Source organism: Streptomyces sp. NPDC047072, assembly GCF_040643855.1.
GTDB lineage: Bacteria > Actinomycetota > Actinomycetes > Streptomycetales > Streptomycetaceae > Streptomyces.
This window is the reverse complement of sequence record NZ_JBEYVC010000035.1, coordinates 14,511-38,657: the sequence shown is the minus strand read 5'-3', so window position 1 is coordinate 38,657 and position 24,147 is coordinate 14,511. Positions and strand designations below refer to the sequence as shown.

The following is a 24,147-nucleotide window of genomic DNA, read 5'->3' as shown; positions in this document are numbered from 1 at the left end:
GAGCTCACCCACCCCTCTCGCACACCAGGCGGGCAGTGCTCAGCATCGTCCGTACGTGCAGCCCCGTCTGGGCGGCCACCGGCACCCAGGCGAGGTCGTACGTCTTCGTCAACTCCCGGCCCCACTCCGCCATCAGCCCGTCGAGCGCCTCCGCGGCGCCGGGGTCGGTGCGGGCCAGCGCGCGCCCCGCCATCGCCGCCACCCGCAGCGGGATCCGCCGCACGGAGATCCCCCGGGACGCGAAGTACCCCCGGAACAGGCCGGGTTGCTCGGCCGCCCAGCTCTCCACGAGGGACGGCGCCACATCGAGCAGCTCCCGCGCCGCGTCCCCCAGCGGCGCCAGCTCTTCCGGTACGGCGGTGTCGAGCCGTCGTCCGAGGACGGCGGCCAGCTCAGCGCAGCGGCCCAGCAGCACCTCGCCGAGCCGTGCCGTCGCCCGGTCCGGGTCGGTCACGGGCGTGCGGTCGGCCACCGCGGGGACGGCCCAGGCGGGGGTCTCGATCAGCGTGGTCAGGGTGCCGTGGCGGCGCGGGTGGAGCCAGGTGCTCTCGGCGACATAGCCGCTCGGGTCGCGCTCGGCCCCGCCGTGGTCCGCGGGCAGCACCAGCACGCCGGGCGGGGCCAGGTGCCAGTCGGGGCCGTCGACGGGATGGTGGTCGACGGGGATCCGCAGCCGGGCGGCTGTGGCCCGGAACGCGTCGGCGGCACCGGGCACCTGATGGGTCATCATGGCGAAGGCGCCACCGAACTCGATGCCGTGCAGGGTGAACTGGGCGACCGGGCGCAGCTCGTCGAGGAGGCGGACTAGGGCGGCCGACTCGGGGAGCGGGTCCGTCGGGTTCAGGGACTCCGGCTGGTGGGCGAACGCGGGCCGGTAGAAGTGCCGGTGACACTCCGTCAGGGACGGTGTGGGTTCCTCCGGTTGCCAGCCGTGCGCGAGGGCGGCTCCGTCGGGGTCGAGGCAGAGCAGGAAGTGCCAGGTGCAGCCCAGGTCCTGGAGGATTCCGGGTCTGCGGGCGAGGAGGGCGGCGAGGCGCAGGGCGGAGGCGCCGCCGACCGGTTCGTTGGCGTGCGCGCCGGCGACGGTGAGGATCTGCCGGTCGCCGTGTCCCGCGGACAGCAGCCACAGTGGGCGTCCGGCCCGGCTCTCCCCGACCGCGCGCAGACTGAGCGTGCCGGGGGCGGTGTGGGCCAGCGCGCGGGCCCTCCGCTCCAGTTCGTGCACCGCCGGATAGAACGAAGTCCGCACGCGGTCTCTCAGCTGCCGCCGTTGCCGCCGCTGTCGCCCGTCGTCTCCTTCTTGTCCAGGGGACGGATCACGATCTTCGTAGGCATGTCAACTCCTCGCGTTCGTACGGGATTTGACCATCAGGAGCGGTCGGGAACCGCCCTTGTCAAGCCTCTGCCGACGGGGTCAGAGTGTCAAGGCTGTGTCGTCGTGACGGAAAGGGGGCCGTGATGACGGAGGCGGTACCCGGGGCTGCCGTCGAGATGTTCCGCCGGCCCCGGATCAAACCGGAGCACCGCGCCTACCGCACGGTCGACGGGAACGTCCGGATCGGCAGCGTCATCCACGGCATCGGGGCCGAGGTCGCGGACCCGCAGGGCTGGGTGTGGACGCTCGTCGAGGCGATGGACGGGTCGCGGGGGCCGGCGGAGGTGGTCGCGGAGGTCCTGCGGGCGCATCCGCGGCTGCCCGCGGAGGACGCGCGCCAGGCGATGGCCGACCTTCTCGCCGCCGGATTCGTGGACGACGCCGGGGCGGAGGTCCCGGTTCCGGCGCGGGAGGAGGACCGGTACAGCCGGAGCGTGCCCTTGCTCCGCTGGATGGACCGCGCGCCCCGGGCGAGCCCCTGGGACGCCCAGCTCCGCCTCCGCTCCTCCCGCGTCCTCCTGATCGGCGTCGGCGGCACGGGCGGCCACGCGGCCCAGTCCCTGGTCGCCTCGGGCGTCGGCCACGTGCACTGCGTGGACCCGGACGTGGTGGAACTCTCCAACCTCAACCGCCAGCCCCTGTACCGCGAACGGGACATCGGCCGCGCGAAGGTGGAGCCGGCGGTGGAGACGCTCCGGGCCCTGAACTCGGACGTCCGGGTGACCGGGGAGCGGAGGGAGGTACGGGGGCCGTGGGATCTGGCGGAGCTGGTGCGAGGGGGTCAGAGCGGCGTGGGGGGCGGTGGGCCGGCGGGTCCGCATGCACCGACCGATTCGGAGCGCGCGGCCGGCGGGCCCGGGGAAACGGCCGCCGGCAGGCCCGGGGGATCGGCCGCCAGCCTGTCCGCGAGATCGGCCGCCAGCAGGTCCGGGGAAACGGCCTCCCCAGCAGTTGCCTCCGGCGCCTCGGGCGCACCCGCCCCAACGCCTCCGCCCCCTCGCGGGCCTGCGCCTTCTCCCGCATCGGGTACGCCGCTTCGGCCCGTTTCTCCTGCCGCCCCGGGCCAGTCGTCCGTCTCCGGCCCCCTCCCCACGTCCGCCTACGACCTCCTCGTTCTCGCCGCCGATCGGCCCGATGACATCCGGCGGTGGGCGAATCGGGTGTGTCTGGACGTCGGGTTGCCGTGGGTGGACGCCGGTTATCGGGGGCCGCTCGTGACCGCCGGGGTGTATGTGCCGGGGCAGGGGGCCTGTTGGGAGTGTCTGCGGGAGGGGGAGATCGCCCGGCGGGATCTACGGCTCGGGGCCGGGCAGGATCCGGAGGTCGCCTCGCCGCGGATGCCGTGGAACCCCGCGTCGGCCGTCACCGCCGGTCTGTCCGGGGCCCTGCTCGCACACGCCGCCCTCGCCCTGCTGACCGGCGTCCCCGCCCTGGAGCCGGGTTTCCGCTTCGGCGTGAACCTGATGCTCCCCGGCGACCCGGTGCACACCCGCACGCCCCGCCACCCGGACTGCCCCGCCTGCGGGGACCGCCCGTGAACCACGTCCGCCTGCACCCCCTCGACTCCCGCCCCGACGGCGACGAGTGGATCGTGGGCCGGATGGCGACCGGCCGCTTCGTCGCCCTGCCCGAGGTCGGCAAACAGGCCCTGGACCTCCTGGACCAGGGCCTGACCCCCACCGAGATCGGCGACCGGCTCCGTGCGGAGACCGGCGACGACATCGACGTACCGGACTTCGTCGAGGCCCTGCTCGGACTCGGCTTCGTCGCCGCGGTGGACGGCCGCGAGATCGACCAACCGCCCCCGCCCAGACCGACGTTCGCCCGGATCCGCCCGCACCACGTCCGCCCGCTGCTCAGCCCCGTCGCCCCCGTCCTGGTCGCGCTCCTGATCACGGCGACCCTGCTGGCCCGCCCACCCGTGACCCTCGACTACCGCACTCTGCTCTGGAGTTCGCACGGCAGCGCGGTCATCGCGCTCGGCGCCACCGTCGGCTGGACCCTGCTGCTCCTGCACGAGTGCGCCCATCTGCTCACCGCCCGCGCGACCGGCGTCGCGGGCCGGATGCGGCTCGGCACCCGGCTGCAGTTCCTCGTCCTGCAGACGGACATCAGCGGTATCGAACTCGCCCCGCGCCGCCACCGGTTGACCGCCTACCTGGCCGGCATCGCCACCAACCTGACGGTCGCCGCCCTGGCCGCGCTCGCCGCCGGCGCCGTGGACGGCACGCCCCGCCGGATCCTCGCCGCCGTGACGATGCTCGCCCTGCTGCCGCTCCCGTTCCAGCTCATGGTCTTCATGCGCACCGACCTGTACTTCGTCCTCCAGGACCTCACCCGGTGCCGGGACCTCTTCGGCGACGGGGTGGCGTACACCAAGTACCAGGCCCGGTACACGGCCCGCAGGGTGCTGCATCGACGTACCGGCGAAACCGACCCGAGCCTCGAACTGCCCGCGCACGAACGGCGGGCCGTGCGCGGGTACAGCGTGGTGCTCGTCGTCGGCACCACGCTCTGCCTCGCCTTCTTCGCCGCCGTCACCCTGCCCGCCGACGTCACCCTCTTCGCCCGCGCGCTGACCAGGCTCGGCCCCGGGCACTCCGTCGGGGAGCGCCTGGACGGGGCCGCCGTGGTCGTCACCTTCGGCGGCCTGCACGCCCTGTGGGTACGCACCTGGTGGCGGGGCCGCCGCCTCAGGCGGACACCATCCCGCCCGTCGCGTTGACGAACGTGCCCGTGATGCCGCCCGCGTGGTCGGAGGCGAGGAAGACGGCCGTCGCGGCGATCTCCGCGAGGGTGGGGTTACGGCGGGTCAGCCGCATCCCGGCGAGGTGGTCGACGATGCCCTGGACGGCGACCTCGTCGAGGTCGGGGTTGACCGCGGCGAGCTTCTCCCGGGTCAGCGTCTCCGGCACCCCGGCCGCCCAGATCCCCACCGCCCGCACACCCCGCGGCCCCAGCTCGATCGCGAGGTTGCGCACCAGCGTGTCGAGCGCCGCGTCCGCCGGGCCGGTCCCGCCCATCATCGGACTGCCGTGCGCGGAACCGCTGTTGAGGGTGAGGATCACTCCGGAGCCGCGCCCGGCCATCCGGCGGGCGGCGGCGCGGGCGGTGATGAAGCCGGCCCGGGTGCCGTTCACCACCGGCCGCAGGAAGTCCTCGACCGGCATGTCGAGCAGCGGAGCGCCCTGGACGTCCCCGCGGGTGACGAGGTTGAACGAGATGTCGACGTCCCCGACGCCCGCGAGGTGCTCCTCCACGGCCGTCTCGTCGAGCGCGTCCACGACGGCGACCTCGGCGCCCTTGATGTCCGCGGCGACCGCCTCCAGCGTCGCGCGGGTCCGGCCGACGAGGTGGACACGGGCCCCGGCCTCGGCGAAGGCACGGGCGACCGCGCCGCCGATCGAGCCGCCGGCGCCGTAGACGATCGCGGTCCTGTCGTTGAGCAGCATGGTGGAGCTCCTTGGTCCGGTGAGTCGTGAGTGACATCCATGCAGACGTACGACTCACCGGACGCTCATCGGTCGTTCATCGGTCGCTCAGTCGCAGCGGCAGCCCGAACGCCGGGAAGAGGTGCGGCTCGAAGGAGGTGATCTCCGCGATCCGGTCGTCGGCGTCGAAACGCAGCACGTCCAGGACCTGCGCCCGGTAGACGCTCGTGCCGGGTCTGCGGACGTAATTCCCCACCGCCAGTTGCCCGTTGGCGCGCGCGGGCAGTGAGCGCCAGTGGCCGAGGAAGGCCGGGGAGTCCGGATCGAGGCTGACCCGGACGAAGTCGACGAGCGCCCTGCGGCCGACGAACCAGAACGGGTTCGGCGGCATGGTCAGGACGACGTCCTCGGCGAGCAGCGCGGCCATCGCGTCGAGGTCGAGCCGGGCGACGGCGGCCATGTACTGGTCGAGCGCGGCCTGTTGACCGGGGGTGACCTCGGCGGGGCGCCAGTCGGCGCGCTCCCTGGGCAGACGCGCGCGCAGGGCGGGGCGGGCGCGCTGGAGGGCGCTGTTGACGGAGGCCACGCTCGTCTCCAGGGCCTCGGCGGTCTCGGCCGCGGTCAGTCCGAGCACGTCCCGCAGGATCAGCGCGGCACGCTGACGGGCCGGGAGGTGCTGGATCGCGGCGAGGAAGACGAGCTCCAGGGTCTCCCGCGACTCCGCCGCCTCCTCCGGGCGCGGCTCCCCGAACTCGGCGTCGGGGTACGGCTGGAGCCAGGTCAGCCGGTCGGGCGCCGCGCCCTCGTCGCCGTGGTCCATCCCGGGCAGCGGCTCGTAGCGCTGCGGGCGGCGCGCGGTCCGTCGTAGGAAATCGAGGCAGGTGTTGGTGGCGATCCGGTACAGCCAGGTCCGCGCGCTCGCCCGCCCCTGGAACCCGTCCCGCGCCCGCCAGGCCCGCAACAGCGTCTCCTGCACGAGGTCTTCGGCCTCGTCGTAGGAGCCGGTCATCCGGTAGCAGTGGGCCTGGATCTCACGCCGGTGGTGCTCGGCGAGGGCGGCGAAGTCGGTCTCGGTGAGTTCCGTGACGGGGGGCGGTGTTACGGGCGTTTGCGTAACGGGGGCCGGTGTTACGGAACTTGCCGTGTCCCGGGCGGTGTCCTGCGCCGTGCGCGCCACGCGCCGCAACCGGGCTACGGCGGTGGCCAGTTCGGTGACACCGGAGTACAACTCCCCCGGCGGTTGCGGCACCAACCGCCCGGCCCTGCGCCCGATGTCGTCGATGAGCCCCTGCACACCGAGGCCCTCGGAGCCGCCCTGCCGCTCGCGGTACACCTTCTGGCGGCACGCGGCGGAGCAGTACACCGACCCACGCCCCACCCGCCCCTCCCGCGCGGCCAGCGGCTTCCCGCACACCGCGCACACCTCACCGCCCACGAGCACCTCCGGGGAATCGCGTCACGCGAGAACGGTGTGACGCTACAACGCCCCGCTACCGGCCCGCAGTTCTGTGCCGACCGCCCGCAGCGCCCCGTCGGTCACAGCAGCGCCTCGCCCTCCGCCCACGGCCACCCTCCCCGCGGAGCCCCCACGCTTCCCGCTTCCCCCGAGCTGCCCCACCACCGTCGCCCCGAACGCCACCGCCATCCCCGCCACCTGCACCGGCGTCAGCGTCTGGTCGAGGGCCGCCCAGCCGACGAGCGCCGCGGTGAGCGGGGAGAGCGGGCCGAGGAAGGTGACCTGGGTGGCGGTGAGGCGGCCGATGCCGCGGAACCAGAGCCAGTAGGCGACGGCCGTGTTGGCGAGGGCGAGGTAGAGGTAGCCGCCGACGGCCCGGGCGTCGAGCGCGGGCGGGGTGCCCTCGACCAGCAGGGCGAGCGGCGCGATGAGCAGGCCGCCCGCGGTCAGCTGCCAGGCGGTGAGGGCGAGCGGGCCGACTCCGTCCGGGCGGCCCCACCGCTTGGTGAGCACCGTGCCGGTGGCCATCGACGCGGTCGCGGCGAGCGCGGCCAGCACCCCGAGGAGATCGAGGGCCCCGGCCGTCTGGAGTACGACGAGACTGACGCCGAAGGCCGCGACGAGCCCGGTGAGCACGCTCCGCGGGGTCGGCCGCTGCCCCAGCAGCCCCGCCGAGAGCCCCACGACGAGCAGCGGTCCGACCGAGCCGACGACCGCCGCCATGCCGCCCGGCAGCCGGTACGCGGACAGGAACAGCAGCGGGAAGAACGCGCCGATGTTCAGCGCGCCGAGCACCGCGGCCTTCGCCCACCAGGCGCCGCGCGGCAGCACCCGGGCGAGCGCGAGGAGCAGCAGCCCGGCGGGCAGGGCGCGCATCAGGCCGGTGAACAGGGGGCGGTCGGCCGGGAGGAACTCCGTGGTGACCGCGTAGGTGGTGCCCCAGGAGACGGGGGCGAGGGCGGTGAGCAGGACGATCGCGGGCCGGTTCATATAAGTAGCTTAGCGCTAAGCTACTTACCATCAAGCCACTTTCTTGCGGGCGACCTGAATCGCGGCGGATACTCGCCGCATGAGCGCACAGCACAGGGACCCCGTGGACGCGATCATCGAGCAGTGGGCCGTGGTGCGGCCCGACCTCGACACCCGGGCGATGGAGATCTTCGGCCGGATCTTCCGCCTCGCGCGCACGATGGGCGACCGCATGGAGCAGGCGTACGCCCCCCACGGCATCTCCCGCGGCGAGTTCGACGTCCTGGCGACCCTGCGCCGCGCGGGCGAGCCGTACACCCTCTCCCCCCGCCGGCTCTCCTCGACACTGATGCTCACCACCGGCGGCATGACGGGCCGCCTCGACAAACTCGAACGAGCCGCCCTCCTGCGCCGCTCCCCCGACCCCCACGACCGCCGCGCCCTCCAAGTCACCCTCACGGAGAAGGGGTTGACCCTGATCGACGAGGCCGTGACGGCGGGCCTCGCGGAACAGACGGCGGCCCTGGCCCCGCTCAACCCAGAACAGGCCGACCAACTGGCCGACCTGTTGCGGGAGCTGCTGACGGGGACGCGGGGCCCGGGCCACTGAGGCCCGCTGGACGGACCTACCTGCCCACGTGCGCGGCCACCGCCGCCTCGATCTCTCGCGCGTCCGCCGAGTCCGCCGCCCACGCCACGTATCCGTCCGGCCGCACCAGGACCGTCGTACGGCGGTCGCTCGCCCAACGATCCACCGTCAGGCGGTCCTTGTGGGCGCCCCGGTCGTCGTACGCGTCCGGGGCGACGAGGACGAAGCGGCCGCCGCGCAGGGACTCGTACAGGCGGCCGCCGGCCAGGGCGACGTCCGGGACGCGGGTGCCGGTGAGGCGGTGGGAGCCGCGGGGCGCGGTGTACGCGTAGCCGATGCCGGTGATCTGGCCGACCGCCTTGCGGCGGGCCGCGGGGACGCGGTCCAGGACGGTCGTGAGGGCCGCGCGAAGCGCCAGCTCCCAGGGGCGCTTGGCCATGGCGAGGCGGACGATGCCGCCGCTGCTGCGCAGGACCGCCCTGCCGACGGGGTGGCGCTCGGACTGGTAGCTGTCCAGGAGGTCCGGCGCCGCGTGGCCCTGGACGACGGCGGCCAGCTTCCAGCTGAGGTTCGCCGCGTCCTGGAGGCCGGTGTTCATGCCCTGGCCGCCGGCCGGGGTGTGGACGTGCGCCGCGTCGCCCGCGAGGAAGACCCGGCCGACCCGGTACGCGGGCGCCTGGCGCTCGTCGCTGTGGAAGCGGGACATCCAGCGGGCGTCGTACATCCCGAAGTCGCGGCCCAGCGCCAGCCGCGTGACCTCCTTGATCTCGTCGAGGTCCAGGGGCTCGCTGTCGGCGACGTTCCGGGCGCGGTTCCAGGCGATCACCCGGTGGTAGCCGTCGCCGAAGGGCGCGAGGAAGGCGAAGGCGTCGCCGACCGTGTTGACGGTGAGCAGCGTCTCGGGCTGCTCGGCGAGGCGCACGTCCGCGAGGACGACGGACCGGATGACCGAGCGGCCGGGAAAGGGCAGCCCGATGGCCTCCCGTACGGCACTGCGCATCCCGTCCGTCCCGACCACGTACCCGGCACGCAGGGACTCCGCGGCGCCGCCCGGCCCCCGGACCTCGACCGTCACGCCGGTCGCGTCCTGGGCGAGGCCGGTCACCTCGGTGTCGTGGCGGAAGTCGACACCCGCCTCGACCGCGCGCCGCTCCAGGGCCTTCTCGACCTCGTACTGCGGGAGGACGAGGAGGTGGTTGAAGCGAGAGGGGAGGCCGGTCAGGTCGATGGTGAGACGGCCGAACAGGCGGAGCCTGTCGAGGGGTTGACCGGCCGCCTCCAGGCCGTCGGCGAGCCCGCGGGCGTCGAGCTGTTCGAGGGTGCGGGCGTGCAGGACGAAGGCGCGGGAGAGGTTGCTGATCCCGTGCGGGCGCTTCTCCACGAGAGTGACGGGGACGCCCGCGGTGGCCAGGTCGCCGGCCAGGAGGAGGCCGGTGGGGCCGGAGCCTACGACGATCACGGGGCTGTTCATGGGAGCCTCCAGATTGCCAACGTCTGATTGCCAACGGTTGTTTGCCAACGCTCGTTGACGAAGGTAGCGCCGCACGGGGCAGCGAGTCAACACATGTTGGCAAACACTTGTTGGCCCACGCTCGTTGGCCTACGCTCGTTGGCATGAACGACAGCACCGGCGGCGAGACGCGCAACCGCCGCTCCGACGCCACCCGCGCCGCGATCCTCACCGCCGCCCGCGAACGCTTCGCCGCCGACGGGTACGAGCGGGCCACCATCCGCGCCATCGCCAAGGACGCGGGCATCGACCCCTCGATGGTCATGCGGTACTACGGCAACAAGGAGGGCCTGTTCGCGGCGGCCGTCGCCGTCGATCTACGCCTCCCCGACCTGCGCGGCCTGCCCCGGGACGACGTGGGCCGGGCGCTCGTCACGCACTTCCTCGCGATGTGGGAGCGGAACGAGGAGCTGACGGCGCTGCTGCGCGTCGGTGTGACCAACGAGGCGGGGGCGCAGCGGATGCAGAGCATCTTCCGGGAGCAGCTGCTGCCGGTGGCCCGTCAGGTGTGTCCGGATCCCCAGCAGGTCCCGGCGCGGGCGGGGCTGGTGGCGACCCAGGTGCTGGGGCTCGCACTCACCCGCTACATCCTGCGGTTCCCGCCGACCGTGGCGCTGACCCCCGAGGAGGTCGTGGCGTGGCTGGCACCGACGATCCAGCGGTATCTGACGGCGCCGAGCCCCTGAGCCGGGGCCCGAAGTGCCCGGGAACACACCGAAGGCGCCGGCCTCGTCCCCGTACGGCGGTCGCGCGCGCGTACGGGGACGGGGTCGGCGCCCCGGAGAATGCGGTGGTCGGACCCGCGGAGGCGAGTCCCGCGGAGGTCAGGCCTTCGAGCCGGCCTTGGCCTGCGGCTTGCTCTTGGGGCTGAGCACCCGGTGCTCCGCCTTGGACTTGTCCAGGACGATCACCAGGCCCGCGATGACCGCGAACAGCGCGAGGGGGGCCACGACGTAAAGGCCCAGCGTCTCGACGACGCTCAGGCCGGTGCCGGGGTCGTCGCCGTCGTCACGGGTCAGCGCCGAGGCGGGGGACGACAGGAGCAGCATCATCAGCGTCGTACCGGCGGCCAGGGCGCCGGCGCGCAGGGCGTTCTTCTTGTCCACGAGGCCAACGTATCCAACGGTGCGCGGGGCCGCGCGTCCGGGGTGCCGTAAGGAGGGGCCCGGGTGCCGCGGGAAGCCCTCGGGCCGCCGTAGCAAGCCCGCCGGCGGCTATCCGGACCGCAGCACCTCCATCAGCGCGTGCAACCGAGGCGCCGCCGCCAGTTCCTCCAGGGTGACCGGCCGCCCCTCCCCGTCCGCGATCGGCAGCCGCCAGTTCGGGTACTGGTCCCACGTCCCGGGCAGGTTCTGCGGGCGCCGGTCGCCGACCGCGTCCGGGAGCCACACCCCGACCATCCGCGAGGGCGTGTGCAGCAGGAAGCGGTGGACGGCCTGGATCTGGGCCTCCTCGGAGGAGGCGCTGCCGCCGGTGCCGTGCAGGAGGCCGAGCCGGGCCAGCACCTCCAGCCACTCCCCCGTGTCGGCCGCCGCCTCCGCCTGTTCCTCGGCGAGGGGGCGGGTCAACAGGCCGAGGCTGTCGCGGAGTTCGACGTGCTCGCCGGTGAGGCGGGCGGCGGTGGGCGGCAGGTCGTGGGTGGTGGCGGTGGCGAGGCAGTCGGCGCGCCAGCGTTCGGGGGGCAGGGGGCGGCCGTCGCCCTCCCAGTCCCGTTCGAACCAGAGCACGGAGGTGCCGAGCACCCCGCGCTCGCGCAGTTCCTCCCGCACCCCCGGCTCTACGGTGCCGAGGTCCTCGCCGATGACGACGGCCCCGGCGCGCGAGGCCTCCAGCACCAGGACGGCGAGCATGGCCTCGGCGTCGTAGCGGACGTAGGTGCCCTCGGTGGGCGGGTGCCCCTGCGGGACCCACCACAGCCGGAACAGGCCCATGACGTGGTCGATACGGAGCGCGCCGGCGTACCGGAAGAGGCCGCGCAGGAGTCCGCGGTACGGCGCGTAGCCCGACTCCGCGAGCCGGTCCGGGCGCCACGGCGGGAGCCCCCAGTCCTGCCCCCGCGCGTTGAAGGCGTCCGGGGGCGCGCCGACCGAGATGCCGGCCGCGAAGTGGTCCTGCTGCGCCCAGGCGTCGGCGCCGCCGGGGTGCACGCCGACGGCGAGGTCGTGGACGACGCCCACCGGCATCCCGGCCTCGCGGGCCGCGCGCTGGGCGGCCGTGAGCTGGCTCTCGGTGAGCCAGGCGAGGAAGGAGTGGAAGTCGACGCGGTCCATCACATCGGCGCGGGCGCGGGCGGTTTCGGGCGAGCGCGGGTCGCGCAGTCCGGCCGGCCACCGGCTCCAGTCGGAGCCGTGCACCTCCGCGAGCGCGCACCAGGTGGCGTGGTCCTCCAGGGCCTGCCCCTCGGCGGCCAGGTAGTCGGCGTAGGCGGCGCGTCTGCCGGGGCCGAGGGGGAACTCACGGAGGAGTTCCAGCGCCTCCCGCTTGAGCTCCCACACGGCGTCCCGGTCGATGAGCGCGCCCTTCTCCAGCACCGCGGCCCGCAGCCGCTCGGCCCGCTCCACCAGGCCGTCCAGCCGCGCGCGGTCGCCGACCTGGGCGTACTCGGGGATGTCCTCGATCCGCAGATGCACCGGGTCGGGGAAGCGGCGCGAGGACGGCCGGTAGGGGGAGGGGTCGGTGGGGGCGCCGGGTACGGCCGCGTGCAGGGGGTTGACCTGGACGAAGCCGGCGCCGAGCGCGCGGCCCGCCCAGGCGGTCAGCTCGCCGAGGTCGCCGAGGTCGCCCATGCCCCAAGAGCGCTGCGAGAGCAGGGAGTAGAGCTGGACGAGGAGGCCGTACGACCGTCCCGGCGGCGCGGGCAGCCGGGCGGGGGCGACGATCAAGTGGGCCTGTCCGGTACGGCCGTCGGGGGCGGCGGCCGTCAAGTGGTGGACGCCGGGAGGGAGTTGGTCGGCCGCGGCGCGGGTCTCGCCCTGTTCGGTGGTGATGCGCAGTCGGGTGCCCGCGGGCAGGCCCTCCAGGAAGTCCGGCGGGCTGCCGCTCCAGCACACCACCGTGGGCGGCAGCAGGCGGGCGCGCAGGTCGCGCTCCCGGGCGGCCAGCGCGGCGGCGGGGTCGGCCGCGTCGACGCCGAGGGCGGCGAGGGCGAGGGTGACGGCGGTGGCGGAGGCCTCGACCGTACGGTCCGGAGCGGGCCGGTAGGAGGTGGCGACGCCGTAGGACTCGGCGAGCCGGCGCAGCTCCGCTCCGAGCGCCCCCACCTACGGCTCCAGGTGGGCGTCGGACTCGCTGGTCAGCGGGGCGGCCTCGGACAGCGGGGGCTCGCTGGTGAGGGGTTCGAAGTCGGGCAGGGGCGGCTCGCTGGTGAGCGGGGCCTCGGTGCAGGCGCCCTCGGCGCTGAAGACGCACAGGTGTTCAGCGGGCGCCTCGGGTTTGGAGGGGGCCGGGAGCAGAAGGTGTGCCGGTGCGGCCACGGGGGCCTCCTTGGTCGGGTACGACGGCGGGGGTCATCGCAGGCCTACCCAGTGGGCGCGCCGACAGACGTGCACGACGCGAGAACGTGCTCTTCGTCATGTTCCGGTTCCGGATGGCATCCGTCCACCGCTCACCGTCACGCCCCGACGAGGACGGCGGTCCGGGCCCATGCGCGGCAACACAAAGGCCCGGATCGTCGTCAGGCTGAGATGCCGTCGATCCGGGCCATGGCGGCCTCCGCGCCGTACGGCTGCAAGTACGGCAGCCAGCGCGGGTCCCTATGCCCGGTGCCGATGATGCGCCAGGCCAGACCGGTGGGTGGAGCGGGTTTGTGGCGCAGCCGCCAGCCGATCTCGAACAGGTGTCGGTCGGCCTTGACGTGGTTGCAGCGCCGGCACGACGCCACCACGTTGTCCCAGACGTGCTTGCCCCCGCGGCTGCGCGGAATGACATGGTCGACGCTGGTTGCGACGCCACCGCAGTACATGCACCGGCCCCCGTCGCGCGCGAAGAGCGCCCTGCGGGTGAGAGGCACGGGGCCTCGGTAAGGAACCCTTACGAACCTCTTGAGCCGGACCACGCTGGGTGCGGGGACTGTGACGGTCGCGCTGTGCATGAAGGCGCCGGATTCCTCCAGGGAGACCGCTTTGTTCTCCAGGACGAGGACGAGCGCGCGGCGGAGCGGTACGACGCCGAGGGGCTCGTACGACGCGTTGAGTACCAGGACATGCGGCACGGATGCCTCCTTGGGCGTCGGCGGCGCGTGGCTCGCGCCGGGACGATCTGAGGTCAGTCTCCCCTCATGGCCGTAAGAAACGCCACCATGTCCCGGTAACGGGCTGGGAGTGTTTTCGACCACATCCTTCTTCATCCCCAGGTGAGGACCGTCTCTCCCTCGAACATTGCAACGATCCCCACACGATGCACCGTTAGTGTGGTTGGTCTGCCGTACCGGTGACCTTTTCGTGACCTTGACCGCCCGGCCGGACGGCAGACGCAGCACCTGGAGGTACCTGCCGTGTCCTTGTCCGCCGTCCTACTGGCCGCCGGTTCGTCGCCGACGCCGACTCCCTCGGAGTCGCCGTCCGCCGTGACGGTCCCGTCCCTCCAGGACGCCCAGGAGAGCGCGACGAACGCCGCCAGCTGGGTCGAGCAGAACTGGTCGACCTGGCTCGCGATCAGCCTGAGGGTCGTGCTGATCCTGGTGATCGCCGGCATCCTGAGAATGTTCGTGCGGCGGGCCATCACCAAGCTGATAGACCGGATGAACCGGACCGCCCAGGCGGTCGACGGCACCACCATTGGTGGCCTGCTCGTCAACAACGAGCGGCGCCGTCAGCGTTCGCAGGCGATCGGCTCGGTGCTGCGCTCGGTGGCGAGCTTCATCATCCTGGGCACGGCCGCGCTGATGATTCTCGGCGCCTTCGAGATCAACCTGGCCCCACTGCTCGCCTCCGCCGGTGTCGCGGGTGTGGCGATCGGTTTCGGCGCGCGCAACCTCGTGACGGATTTCCTCTCCGGCGTCTTCATGATCCTTGAGGATCAGTACGGCGTAGGCGACACGATCGACGCGGGCGTCGCCTCCGGCGAGGTGATCGAGGTCGGCCTACGCGTGACCAAGCTGCGGGGCGACCAGGGCGAGATCTGGTACGTCCGCAACGGCGAGGTGAAGCGGATCGGCAACCTCTCCCAGGGCTGGGCGACGGCCGGGGTGGACGTGACCGTGCGGGCCTCCGAGGACCTCGACAAGGTGAAGCGGGTCATCGGCGAGGTCGCGGAGCGGATGAGCAAGGAGGAGCCCTGGAACGAGCTCCTGTGGGGGCCGATCGAGACCCTCGGCCTCGACAGCGTCCTGCTGGACTCCATGGTCGTGCGGGTCTCCGCGAAGACCATGCCGGGCAAGTCGATGACGGTCGAACGGGAGCTGCGCTGGCGCATCAAGCACGCCTTCGACGCGGCGGACATCCCGATCGTGGGCGGCGCGGCCGCCGCGGCGGACGCCGACTCCGACGACATCGCGGCCGCGGTCTCACCCCCCTCGGTGTTCTCCAACTCCGACTCCGCCCAGTCGGCGGCGGCCTCCCCGATCACTCCGGCGGCGACTCCGCGGGCGGGGGCGAAGTAGCCCCGGAACAAGCGGAACAAGCGGAACGGTTCAGCACACTCGTTCGAGTGAATGCGTGCGGATGGGGCCTCCTCCCACACCGAGGGCGCCCCACAGTTCCCGCATGAACACCGAGCCGGACCTCATGACCCACCTGGAACCCGTCGAGCTACTGGCCCGGTACGAACAGGCCTCACCCATGCCGGTGCGCCCCGAGTACCTCGACGGGGTGGCCCGCATCCCACTGCAACCGCCGGACTTCCGGCACAGCGACACCGCGCTGGACCTGGTCCTCCAGCTCCACTCGGCCGGAGTCGACCACGTCGGCATGGGCAACGGCTACCGCGCCACCGACAGAACCGGCACCACCTCGGCCCTCGTCATCCCCGACCTCTACGCACTACGGCGCAAGCCGACCCCGCCCGACGAGTCCCACTTCCAGCGCCACCCGGGCTGGTACCCCATCGACATGATCGCCCTCGTCGGTGAAGTCACCTCCACCAACCACGAGACCGACACCGGCCCCAAGTTCCGCACCTACGCCGCCGCCGGCATCCCCGTCTACGTCCTCGTCGACCGCCACTCCAGGACGGCCCACTGCTACACGGACCCGGTCCTCCCCGGCGACGACCCGACCGAGGCGTACTACGACACCGACGTCAAGGTGGACCTCGGCGAGCCACTCCCCCTCCCGGCCCCCTATCCCACCCTGGACACGGCCCCCTTCCTGGAGGACTGAAGCCGCCGCACCGCCCACCCCCGTCAGGTAACGACTCCGTTTCCTGAGGGGGTTCTTTGTTCGTCCCCTCTTGACTCCCTGGTGGTCCAGACCTATGTTCCCTGCATCCGATAGGAAACCTTCCTAACAATCAACCTTCCGTACAGTCACCCTCGGAAGCCGTCCCAGGAGAGGGGTACACATGGCAGGCACACCCCGAACCCTCCGCGCCATGAACGACCGTGCCGCGCTCGACCTCCTACTGGAGCACGGCCCCCTCTCCCGTACCCGGATCGGCAAGCTCACCGGCCTCTCCAAGCCGACCGCCTCCCAGCTCCTCGCCCGTCTCGAAGCCTCGGGACTCGTCCTGGCCACCGGCACCAGCGAGGGCAGGCCCGGCCCCAACGCCCAGCTGTACGAGGTCAACCCGGCCGCCGCGTACGCCGCCGGGCTCGACGTCACCCCCGAGCGGATCCTCGCCGCCGTCGCCGACATCACCGGCCGCACGGTCGGGTCGTACGAACTGCCCACCCCCGGCAGGAGGACGGGCACCCCCGTCGTCCGCCAGGTCACCGACACCCTCGACGGCGCGGTCAAGGCCGCGGGGCTCGCCCGCGACGACGTCCACCGGCTCGTCATCGGCACCCCCGGCGCCTTCGACCCCGGCACGGGCCGGCTGCGCTACGCCTCCCACCTCCCCGGCTGGCACGCCCCCGCCCTGCTCGACGAGATCGCCGCCACCCTGCCGATGCCGGTCGAGTACGAGAACGACGTCAACCTCGTCGCGGTGGCCGAACAACGGCTCGGCGCGGCCCGCGGCCACGAGGACTTCGTACTGCTGTGGAACGAGGGCGGCCTCGGCGCCGCGCTCGTCCTCGGCGGCCGCCTGCACCGCGGCTGGACCGGCGGTGCCGGGGAGGTAGGTTTCCTTCCTGTTCCCGGCGCCCCCCTGGTCCGGCATGTGACGAAAGCCAACAGTGGCGGCTACCAGGAGCTGGCCGGCTCACAGGCCATCCCGGACCTCGCCCGCGAGCTCGGCATGGGAGGGATCCCCTCGGGCCCGTACGCCGAGGTCGCCGCCGCCCTCGTGGAGCGCGCCGCCACCGAGGACACCGTCCTGAACCAGCTGCTCCTGACGACCTACGCCACCCGCCTGGCCACCGGTCTCGCCTCGCTCGTCTCCGTCCTCGACCCCGAACTCGTCGTCCTCAGCGGTGCCTCGCTCACCGCCGGCGGCGACACCCTGCGCGCCCTCGTCCAGGACGAACTGGAGGAGCTGGCGGCCTCGCGGCCCCGGCTCGTCGTCGGCGCCGTCCGTGAACACCCCGTGCTGCGCGGCGCACTGGAGAGCGCGCTCGCCACCACCCGCGACGAGGTCTTCGACACCTCGCGCTGACCCCCGTACTCCCCCACACCCTCACCTCACCGCCCGTCCCTGGGAGACCCCGTCATGCGCACAGCCATACCCTCGTCCGCCCGAAAGGCGGCTTTTGCCCTGACCGTGTCCGCCGTGCTCGTCACCACCGCCTGTACCGGCCAGGCCTCCTCCGGCGCCGACGACGACGCGTCCAAGGAGACGACCATCAACTTCTGGCACGCCTGGAGCGCCGACTCCGAGGTCGCCGGGGTGAAGGCGCTGGTCGCCGGGTTCGAGAAGGCGCACCCCAACATCCACGTCAACGTCGTCGGCAACATGACCGACGACAAGATCAACCAGGCGCTGCGCACCGGCGGCGACAAGGCCCCGGACGTCATCTCGTCGTTCACCACGAACAACGTGGGCAAGTTCTGCTCCTCGGGCGCGCTGGTCGACCTCAACCCGTTCTTCAAGAAGGCGGGGATCGACCCGGACACGACCTTCCCGGCCGCGATGAACCAGTACACCCAGTTCGACGGCGACCGCTGCGCCGCGCCGCTGCTGGGCGACGCGTACGGGCTCTACTACAACAAGACCGCGTTCCAGAAGGCCGGGATCACCAACCCGCCCAAGACCTGGTCCGAGTTCGAGACCGACGCCAAGAAGCTGACGATCGCCCAGGGCGACTCGTACAAGCAGCTCGGGTTCATGCCGAACTACCACGGCTGGGAGACCACGACCGAGCACTACATGGGCCAGTTCTCGCCCACCTACTTCGACAAGGCGGGCAAGTCCACGATCGCCACCGACCCGGCCGTCGCCGCCGCCTTCACCCTCCAGAAGAAGCTCGTCGACGACCTCGGCGGCTACCAGAAGCTGGAGAAGTACCGCGCGGGACTCGGCGACGAGTGGGGCCCGAAGCACCCCTTCCAGACCGGCCAGGTGGCCATGCAGCTCGACGGTGAGTGGCGGCTCGGCATGGCCGTGGACGCCAAGCCCGGCTTCGAGATCGGTGTCGCCCCGCTGCCCGTCCCGGACGACCAGGTGGACCAGTACGGCAAGGGCTACATCACCGGCACCATCGCCGGCATCGCCGCCAACAGCACCAAGCAGAACGCGGCCTGGGAGTTCCTGAAGTACATCACCACCGACACGGACGCGGTGGTCGGCTTCTCCAACGCCATCCACAACGTGCCCTCGACGCTCGCGGCCCTGAAGTCGCCGAAGCTCAAGTACGACCCGCGCTTCAAGACCTTCCTCGACATCGCCGCGAACCCGAACTCCACGACCGCCCCGTCCTCGATCAACGGCGGTGTGTACCTGACGACCATCCAGGACCTCGGCTACGCCTACGAGAGCGGCAAGGTCACCGACCTGAAGAAGGGCCTCGCCGGCGCGGCCAAGCAGATCGACACGGACATCGCGCAGGCGAAGTAATGGCCACGATCACCCTCGCCGCCAAGCAGCGGAAACAGGCGCTGCGCACGGCCGCCTTCATGTCCCCCTGGCTGATCGGCTTCGCGGTCTTCTTCGCGTACCCGCTGATCTCGACGGTCTACTTCTCGTTCATGCACTACGACGGCTTCAAGCCGCCGACGTGGAGCGGGACGAAGAACTGGACCTACGTCTTCGAGCACTACCCCTTCTTCTGGCCCGCCCTGCGCAACACCCTGTGGCTGGTCGTCGTGATGGTGACCCTTCGCGTGCTCTTCGGACTCGGCATCGGTCTGCTCATCACGAAGATCAAGACGGGGACGGGTGTCTTCCGGACGCTCTTCTACCTGCCCTATCTGGCCCCGCCCGTCGCGGCCACCATGGCCTTCGCGTTCCTCCTCAACCCCGGTACGGGGCCGGTGAACTCGGTGCTGGCGAAGATCGGCATCCCGGCGCCGGGCTGGTTCAACGACCCCGCCTGGTCCAAGCCCGCCCTGACCCTGCTCGCCCTGTGGGGCATCGGTGACCTGATGGTCATCTTCATGGCCGCGCTGCTCGACGTGCCCCAGGAGCAGTACGAGGCCGCCGAGCTGGACGGCGCCTCCGCGTGGCAGCGGTTCCGGTATGTAACCCTTCCCAACATTTCGCCGATCGTGATGTTCGCGGTCGTCACCGGGGTCATCCAGACGATGCAGTACTACACACAGCCGCTCATCGCCGGGAAGGTCGCCTCGGGTGTGATCCAGGGCGCCGGTACGCAGTTCGAGCCCGGCTACCCCGACAAGTCGACGCTGACCCTTCCCCAGCTCGTCTACAACCTCGGTTTCCAGCGCTTCGACTACGGCTCCGCGTGTGTCGTCGCCCTCGTCCTCTTCGCCCTGTCGATGGTGTTCACCGCGTTCCTGATGCGGCGCCGGGGCGGTCTCATCCAGGCAGGTGACTGACCATGGCCCAAGTACTGGACAAACCCCTGCAGGTGAAGGCTCCGGTCTCGGCCGCCGAACGCACGGCCCGGCGCAGGTCGTTCCTGGAGTGGATCGCCGTCCACTCCCTCGGGGTCGCGGCCGCGCTCTTCTTCACGCTGCCCTTCGTGTTCGTCTTCCTGACCTCGCTGATGAGCGACTCCCAGGCGCTGAGCCGGGACCTGATCCCGCACACCTGGGAGTGGGGCAACTACCGGAAGGTCTTCGACACCCCGGGCTTCCTGACCTGGTGGAAGAACACGCTGATCTACGCGGGACTGGGAACAGTCCTTACAGTCGTCTCCTCGATCCCGGTCGCCTACGCACTCGCCAAGTTCCGCTTCCGGGGCCGCAACCTCTGTCTGATGCTCGTCATCTCGATGATGATGCTGCCGCCCCAGGTGATCATCATCCCGATGTACCTGTTCTGGGCGAAGCAGCTCGACCTGTCGGGCACCCTGTGGCCGCTGATCATCCCGATGGCCTTCGGGGATGCGTTCTCCATCTTCCTGCTGCGGCAGTTCCTGACGACCATCCCCAACGAGTACGTGGACGCGGCCAAGGTCGACGGCTGCGGTGATCTGCGCACCCTGCTGAAGGTCGTCGTCCCGATGGCGAAGCCCGGCATCGCGGCCGTGGCCCTCTTCCAGTTCTTCTACGCCTGGAACGACTACTTCGGCCCGCAGATCTACGCCTCGGAGAACCCCGGTGCCTGGACGCTCAGTTACGGCCTGGAGTCCTTCAAGGGCATGCACCACACCGACTGGAACCTCACCATGGCGGCCACCGTGCTGGTCATGGCCCCCGTGATCCTCGTGTTCTTCTTCGCGCAGAAGGCGTTCGTCGAGGGCGTCACGCTCACCGGAGTGAAGGGTTAGACCTCACATGAAACTCACCGTGGTCGGCGGAGGGTCGACCTACACCCCCGAGCTCATCGACGGCTTCGCCCGTCTGCGCGACACCCTGCCCATCGAGGAACTGGTCCTGGTCGATCCGGCCGCGGACCGCCTGGAGCTGGTGGGCGGGCTCGCCCGCCGTATCTTCGCCAAGCAGGGGCACGACGGCCGGATCGTCACCACCTCCGACCTGGACGCGGGCGTGGACGGCGCCGACGCCGTGCTGCTCCAGCTGCGCGTCGGCGGCCAGGCGGCCCGCGAGCAGGACGAGACCTGGCCCCTGGAGTGCGGCTGCGTCGGCCAGGAGACGACCGGCGCGGGCGGCCTCGCCAAGGCGCTGCGCACGGTCCCGGTCGTCCTCGACATCGCCGAACGGGTCCGCCGCACCAACCCGGACGCCTGGATCATCGACTTCACCAACCCGGTCGGCATCGTCACGCGCGCGTTGCTGCACGCCGGCCACAAGGCGGTCGGCCTGTGCAACGTGGCGATCGGCTTCCAGCGCAAGTTCGCCGGACTGCTGGGCGTCACGCCGTCCGACGTCCACCTGGACCACGTCGGCCTCAACCACCTCACCTGGGAGACCGGCGTACGCCTCGGCGGCCCCGAGGGCGAGAACGTCCTGCCCAAGCTGCTCGCCGAGCACGGCGACACCATCGCCGCCGACCTGCACCTGCCCCGCGAGATCCCGGACCGCCTCGGCGTGGTCCCGTCCTACTACCTGCGCTACTACTACGCGCACGACGAGGTCGTACGGGAACTGCGCACCAAGCCGTCCCGGGCCGCCGAAGTGGCCGGGATGGAACGGCAGTTGCTGGCCCTGTACGCCGACCCGGCGCTGGACGAGAAGCCGGAGCTGCTCGCCAAGCGGGGCGGGGCGTACTACTCGGAGGCCGCGGTCGACCTGGCCGCGAGTCTGCTGGGCGGCGGGGGCAGCCCGTACCAGGTGGTGAACACCTACAACCGCGGCACGCTGCCCTTCCTGCCCGACGACGCCGTGATCGAGGTGCAGGCGGCGGTGGGCCCGAAGGGCCCGACCCCGCTGCCGGTACCGGCCGTGGACCCGCTGTTCGCGGGCCTGATGGCGAACGTCACGGCCTACGAGGACCTGGCGCTGACGGCCGCCCTGCGCGGCGGCCGCGACCGGGTCTTCAAGGCGCTGCTCGCCCACCCCCTGATCGGCCAGTACGCGTACGCCGAGACCCTCACCGACCGACTGATCGCACACAACCGGGAGCATCTCGCGTGGGCATGACCGCATGTGTCCTCGCCGTCGACGCGGGCAACAGCAAGACCGACGTCGCGGTCGTGGCGGCCGACGGAAGCGTCCTCGCCACGGCCCGCGGCGGCGGGTTCCGGCCGCCCGTGGTGGGCGTCGAGGCGGCGGTGGACGTGCTCGCCGACGCGGTGGGCCGGGCGTTCGCCGCGGCCGGGGTCGGGTCGGTGGACCACGTCTCGGCCTGTCTGGCCAACGCCGACTTCCCCGTCGAGGAGGAGCAGTTGGCGGCCGCCCTGCACGCGCGCGCGTGGGGCGCGGAGGTCGAGGTCCGCAACGACACCTTCGCCATCCTGCGGGCGGGCGTCACCGAACCGCGCGGGGTGGCCGTGGTGTGCGGGGCGGGCATCAACTGCGTCGGCATGCGCCCCGACGGCCGTACCGCCCGCTTCCCGGCGCTCGGCCGCATCTCCGGGGACTGGGGCGGCGGTTGGGGTCTCGCGGAGGAGGCGCTGTGGCACGCGGCCCGCGCGGAGGACGGACGGGGCGCTCCCACCGCGCTGGCCCGCACCCTGCCCGCCCACTTCGGCCGGGCCACCATGCTCGACCTGATCGAGGCCCTGCACCTGGAGCACATCGAGCACATCCGCCGCCACGAGCTGACCCCGGTCCTGTTCGCCACGGCGGCCTCCGGTGACCCGGTGGCCCGCGCGATCGTCGACCGCCTGGCCGACGAGGTGGTGTCGATGGCGACGGTGGCCCTGACCCGCCTGGACCTCCTCGACGAGGAGACCCCCGTCCTGCTCGGCGGCAGCGTCCTCGCGGCCCGGCATCCCCAGCTGGAGGACGGGGTGCGGGAGTTGCTGGCGGACCGCGCCCCCAAGGCCGTACCCCGGGTGGTGGCGGCGAGTCCGGTGCTGGGCGCGGTGCTGCTGGGGCTGGATCGCGCGGGGGCGGACCAGGAGGTGCAGACAACGGCACGGACGTACTTCGAGCGGTAGTTCCCCCCACGGAACCGAACCGATTCCCACGGCGTATTCATGGGCAAGGGGTGGTGCAGAACACAGTCGGCCATCGCGGGGGTTCACTGCGATCGCATCAAGATCCAGTGAAGCCCGGTGCGAATGTCGGTGGCGGCAGCGATACTTGCGGCGACGGATTGGCCATGGGGGAGGTCAACAGTGACACAGACGCCGAAAAGCAGCGCGGCTCCGCCGGGTTCCGGCGTGCCCACGATGACGGCCGTACCACCGCAGCCGGGCGCGCCGTCCCCGGCCCCGCGGGAGACCGCTCCGGCCCCGGCCCCCGAGGACCCCGCGGGGGAACGTCGTACGGCCTTCATGGAGGGCGTCGACCGACTGCGCGCGGCCGCCACCACCGAGCCGGGCCGGCTGCGGGTGATCGGCGCCGCCCTCGCGCTCCTCGTGGTCCTCTTCGGCGCGGTCACCGCCTGGCAGACCGCCGACCGCTCCGCCGCCGCGGACGACGTGCTGAACAAGAGCCAGCCGCTCAGCAGCGCCGCCGCCGACATCTACCGTTCGCTCGCCGACGCCAACACCGCGGCCTCCAGCGGCTTCCTCGCCGGCGGCCAGGAGACCCCCGAGTCCCGCACCCGGTACGAGAAGGACATCGACAAGGCCGCCGCGGGGCTGGTCAAGGCCGCCTCGAACTCCGACCCGGACTCCCCCGCGGCGCAGACCGTCACGGACCTCAACCGCATGCTCCCCGAGTACAAGGGCCTGGTGGAGCGGGCCCGGACGTACAACCGCCAGGGCTTCCCGGTCGGCGGCGCCTATCTGCGCTACGCCAACGAGAAGATGCAGCAGGACATGCTGCCGGCCGCGGAGAAGCTCTACACCAGCGAGAACCAGCGGCTGCGCGCCGACTACTCCGACGCCACGCCCTATCCGTGGGCCGCGATCGGCCTCGGCGTCCTCGCGCTGGCCGGGCTCGCCTGGGCCCAGCACCGCAACTACCGGCGCACCAACCGGGTCCTCAACCACGGCCTGGTCGCCGCCACGGCGACCACCACGGTGGTGCTGCTGTGGCTGGTCGTCGGCCACACCGTCGCCCGCGCGGGCCTGGAGGACTCCTACGACCACGGCGTCCGCTCGCTGAACGTCCTGCACGACGCCCGGATCGCCTCCCTCAAGGCCCGCGGCAACGAGAACCTCACCCTGGTGGCCCGCGGCGCCCAGACGGTGACGAAGAAGAACGCCCGGGGCGAGGACGTCACCTACGACGCCTACGACTACGACTTCGGCAAGGACATGAAGACCCTCGACAAGGGTCTGGCCGAAGCGGCGCGGCTCGCCGACGACAACGCGGGCAAGGCGCCCGTCGCCGTCGCCGAGAGCAGCATGCGGGAGTGGAAGAAGCGCCATGCCGCCGCCCGCGAGGAGGACGACAACGGCGACTACGAGGCGGCGCTGCAGCGGGTCATAGGCGCCAAGGGCGCCACGGGCGAGTGCTTCGACAACGTCGACGACAGCCTGGACACGGCCCTGGGGCACGAGGAGCGCGAGTTCGAGCAGGCGGCCGGTGACGGCCTGGACGCGATGACCGGCCTGTCGGTCGGCGCCGCCGTCCTCGCCGTCCTGGGCGCGGCCGGCGCGGTGCTGGGCATCGGGCGCAGGCTGTCGGAGTACCGGTGACA

Annotated in this window: 22 protein-coding genes; 13 read left to right on the top strand and 9 right to left on the bottom strand. The window is 72.2% G+C overall.

The window, feature by feature from the left end; all coding sequences use genetic code 11:
* Window positions 1-4: 4 nt before the first annotated feature.
* The gene (locus ABZ896_RS17720; RefSeq protein ID WP_360929091.1) at window positions 5-1,249 is read right to left on the bottom strand and encodes a M14 family zinc carboxypeptidase; all 1,245 of its coding nucleotides are present in this window, start codon (window positions 1,247-1,249) and stop codon (window positions 5-7) included.
* Between the two features lie 209 nt (window positions 1,250-1,458).
* On the opposite strand from ABZ896_RS17720, the gene ABZ896_RS17715 reads away from it, so the two are divergent.
* Together ABZ896_RS17715 and ABZ896_RS17710 are read left to right on the top strand one after the other, a co-directional pair.
* On the top strand, window positions 1,459-2,913 hold the full coding sequence (locus ABZ896_RS17715) for a ThiF family adenylyltransferase (RefSeq protein ID WP_360929089.1): 1,455 nt from the start codon (window positions 1,459-1,461) through the stop codon (window positions 2,911-2,913).
* Entirely contained in the window at window positions 2,910-4,100 is a 1,191-nt protein-coding gene (locus ABZ896_RS17710) for a hypothetical protein (protein ID WP_360929086.1), read from the top strand. The genes ABZ896_RS17715 and ABZ896_RS17710 overlap by 4 nt, the downstream gene beginning before the upstream one ends.
* Here ABZ896_RS17710 and ABZ896_RS17705 read toward each other — a convergent pair.
* From ABZ896_RS17705 to ABZ896_RS17695, 3 genes are all read right to left on the bottom strand, one after another.
* Complete coding sequence (locus tag ABZ896_RS17705) at window positions 4,069-4,827, bottom strand: SDR family oxidoreductase (protein WP_360929084.1); 759 nt, start codon at window positions 4,825-4,827, stop codon at window positions 4,069-4,071. The genes ABZ896_RS17710 and ABZ896_RS17705 overlap by 32 nt on opposite strands.
* A gap of 76 nt (window positions 4,828-4,903) precedes the next feature.
* Window positions 4,904-6,241, bottom strand: a complete 1,338-nt coding sequence (locus ABZ896_RS17700) for a sigma-70 family RNA polymerase sigma factor (RefSeq protein ID WP_360929081.1) — start codon at window positions 6,239-6,241, stop codon at window positions 4,904-4,906.
* 42 nt (window positions 6,242-6,283) lie between these two features.
* The gene (locus ABZ896_RS17695) at window positions 6,284-7,252 is read right to left on the bottom strand and encodes an EamA family transporter (RefSeq protein ID WP_360929078.1); all 969 of its coding nucleotides are present in this window, start codon (window positions 7,250-7,252) and stop codon (window positions 6,284-6,286) included.
* A 79-nt stretch (window positions 7,253-7,331) separates the two neighbouring features.
* Between ABZ896_RS17695 and ABZ896_RS17690 the strand changes: the two genes are divergently transcribed.
* Window positions 7,332-7,841, top strand: coding sequence for a MarR family transcriptional regulator (locus tag ABZ896_RS17690; RefSeq protein ID WP_360929076.1), 510 nt, complete (start codon window positions 7,332-7,334; stop codon window positions 7,839-7,841).
* A gap of 16 nt (window positions 7,842-7,857) precedes the next feature.
* Here the strand turns inward: ABZ896_RS17690 and ABZ896_RS17685 are convergent, their stop codons facing one another.
* On the bottom strand, window positions 7,858-9,291 hold the full coding sequence (locus ABZ896_RS17685) for an FAD-dependent monooxygenase (protein WP_360929073.1): 1,434 nt from the start codon (window positions 9,289-9,291) through the stop codon (window positions 7,858-7,860).
* 143 nt (window positions 9,292-9,434) lie between these two features.
* On the opposite strand from ABZ896_RS17685, the gene ABZ896_RS17680 reads away from it, so the two are divergent.
* Window positions 9,435-10,016 (top strand): TetR family transcriptional regulator, encoded by a 582-nt coding sequence (locus ABZ896_RS17680; protein ID WP_360929070.1) that lies wholly within the window; start codon window positions 9,435-9,437, stop codon window positions 10,014-10,016.
* Between the two features lie 138 nt (window positions 10,017-10,154).
* Here the strand turns inward: ABZ896_RS17680 and ABZ896_RS17675 are convergent, their stop codons facing one another.
* The 4 genes from ABZ896_RS17675 to ABZ896_RS17660 form a co-directional block, all read right to left on the bottom strand.
* Entirely contained in the window at window positions 10,155-10,436 is a 282-nt protein-coding gene (locus ABZ896_RS17675) for a hypothetical protein (protein ID WP_360929067.1), read from the bottom strand.
* Window positions 10,437-10,544: 108 nt separating this feature from the next.
* Window positions 10,545-12,590, bottom strand: a complete 2,046-nt coding sequence (malQ, locus tag ABZ896_RS17670; RefSeq protein ID WP_360929064.1) for a 4-alpha-glucanotransferase — start codon at window positions 12,588-12,590, stop codon at window positions 10,545-10,547.
* Window positions 12,591-12,803, bottom strand: coding sequence for a hypothetical protein (locus tag ABZ896_RS17665; RefSeq protein ID WP_360929061.1), 213 nt, complete (start codon window positions 12,801-12,803; stop codon window positions 12,591-12,593).
* 200 nt (window positions 12,804-13,003) lie between these two features.
* The gene (locus ABZ896_RS17660) at window positions 13,004-13,540 is read right to left on the bottom strand and encodes an HNH endonuclease (RefSeq protein WP_266514508.1); all 537 of its coding nucleotides are present in this window, start codon (window positions 13,538-13,540) and stop codon (window positions 13,004-13,006) included.
* A gap of 282 nt (window positions 13,541-13,822) precedes the next feature.
* Between ABZ896_RS17660 and ABZ896_RS17655 the strand changes: the two genes are divergently transcribed.
* From ABZ896_RS17655 to ABZ896_RS17615, 9 genes are all read left to right on the top strand, one after another.
* A complete protein-coding gene (locus tag ABZ896_RS17655) occupies window positions 13,823-14,929 on the top strand; it encodes a mechanosensitive ion channel family protein (RefSeq protein WP_360929058.1) in 1,107 nt (368 codons plus the stop codon).
* A 103-nt stretch (window positions 14,930-15,032) separates the two neighbouring features.
* Window positions 15,033-15,647: a Uma2 family endonuclease gene (locus tag ABZ896_RS17650; protein ID WP_360929055.1), complete on the top strand. Its 615-nt coding sequence runs from the start codon at window positions 15,033-15,035 to the stop codon at window positions 15,645-15,647.
* 181 nt (window positions 15,648-15,828) lie between these two features.
* Window positions 15,829-17,022 (top strand): ROK family transcriptional regulator, encoded by a 1,194-nt coding sequence (locus tag ABZ896_RS17645; RefSeq protein WP_360929052.1) that lies wholly within the window; start codon window positions 15,829-15,831, stop codon window positions 17,020-17,022.
* Between the two features lie 54 nt (window positions 17,023-17,076).
* Complete coding sequence (locus tag ABZ896_RS17640; protein ID WP_360929049.1) at window positions 17,077-18,420, top strand: ABC transporter substrate-binding protein; 1,344 nt, start codon at window positions 17,077-17,079, stop codon at window positions 18,418-18,420.
* On the top strand, window positions 18,420-19,361 hold the full coding sequence (locus ABZ896_RS17635) for a sugar ABC transporter permease (RefSeq protein ID WP_360929046.1): 942 nt from the start codon (window positions 18,420-18,422) through the stop codon (window positions 19,359-19,361). Before ABZ896_RS17640 ends, ABZ896_RS17635 begins: the two co-directional genes overlap by 1 nt.
* Window positions 19,362-19,363: 2 nt before the next feature.
* On the top strand, window positions 19,364-20,257 hold the full coding sequence (locus ABZ896_RS17630) for a carbohydrate ABC transporter permease (RefSeq protein ID WP_360929043.1): 894 nt from the start codon (window positions 19,364-19,366) through the stop codon (window positions 20,255-20,257).
* Between the two features lie 7 nt (window positions 20,258-20,264).
* Window positions 20,265-21,530: a 6-phospho-beta-glucosidase gene (locus ABZ896_RS17625; protein ID WP_360929040.1), complete on the top strand. Its 1,266-nt coding sequence runs from the start codon at window positions 20,265-20,267 to the stop codon at window positions 21,528-21,530.
* Window positions 21,521-22,492 (top strand): BadF/BadG/BcrA/BcrD ATPase family protein, encoded by a 972-nt coding sequence (locus tag ABZ896_RS17620; protein ID WP_360929037.1) that lies wholly within the window; start codon window positions 21,521-21,523, stop codon window positions 22,490-22,492. Before ABZ896_RS17625 ends, ABZ896_RS17620 begins: the two co-directional genes overlap by 10 nt.
* Window positions 22,493-22,726: 234 nt before the next feature.
* On the top strand, window positions 22,727-24,145 hold the full coding sequence (locus tag ABZ896_RS17615; RefSeq protein ID WP_360929172.1) for a hypothetical protein: 1,419 nt from the start codon (window positions 22,727-22,729) through the stop codon (window positions 24,143-24,145).
* Window positions 24,146-24,147: the final 2 nt, after the last annotated feature.

Bases quoted from the DNA above. Each gene is read 5' to 3' on its own strand.
- ABZ896_RS17715 (WP_360929089.1), top strand. From the start codon at position 1,459: ATGACGGAGGCGGTACCCGGGGCTGCCGTCGAGATGTTCCGCCGGCCC.
- ABZ896_RS17705 (WP_360929084.1), bottom strand. From the start codon at position 4,827: ATGCTGCTCAACGACAGGACCGCGATCGTCTACGGCGCCGGCGGCTCG.
- ABZ896_RS17695 (WP_360929078.1), bottom strand. From the start codon at position 7,252: ATGAACCGGCCCGCGATCGTCCTGCTCACCGCCCTCGCCCCCGTCTCC.
- ABZ896_RS17690 (WP_360929076.1), top strand. From the start codon at position 7,332: ATGAGCGCACAGCACAGGGACCCCGTGGACGCGATCATCGAGCAGTGG.
- ABZ896_RS17685 (WP_360929073.1), bottom strand. From the start codon at position 9,291: ATGAACAGCCCCGTGATCGTCGTAGGCTCCGGCCCCACCGGCCTCCTC.
- ABZ896_RS17680 (WP_360929070.1), top strand. From the start codon at position 9,435: ATGAACGACAGCACCGGCGGCGAGACGCGCAACCGCCGCTCCGACGCC.
- ABZ896_RS17650 (WP_360929055.1), top strand. From the start codon at position 15,033: ATGAACACCGAGCCGGACCTCATGACCCACCTGGAACCCGTCGAGCTA.
- ABZ896_RS17645 (WP_360929052.1), top strand. From the start codon at position 15,829: ATGGCAGGCACACCCCGAACCCTCCGCGCCATGAACGACCGTGCCGCG.
- ABZ896_RS17640 (WP_360929049.1), top strand. From the start codon at position 17,077: ATGCGCACAGCCATACCCTCGTCCGCCCGAAAGGCGGCTTTTGCCCTG.
- ABZ896_RS17635 (WP_360929046.1), top strand. From the start codon at position 18,420: ATGGCCACGATCACCCTCGCCGCCAAGCAGCGGAAACAGGCGCTGCGC.
- ABZ896_RS17630 (WP_360929043.1), top strand. From the start codon at position 19,364: ATGGCCCAAGTACTGGACAAACCCCTGCAGGTGAAGGCTCCGGTCTCG.
- ABZ896_RS17625 (WP_360929040.1), top strand. From the start codon at position 20,265: ATGAAACTCACCGTGGTCGGCGGAGGGTCGACCTACACCCCCGAGCTC.
- ABZ896_RS17615 (WP_360929172.1), top strand. From the start codon at position 22,727: ATGACGGCCGTACCACCGCAGCCGGGCGCGCCGTCCCCGGCCCCGCGG.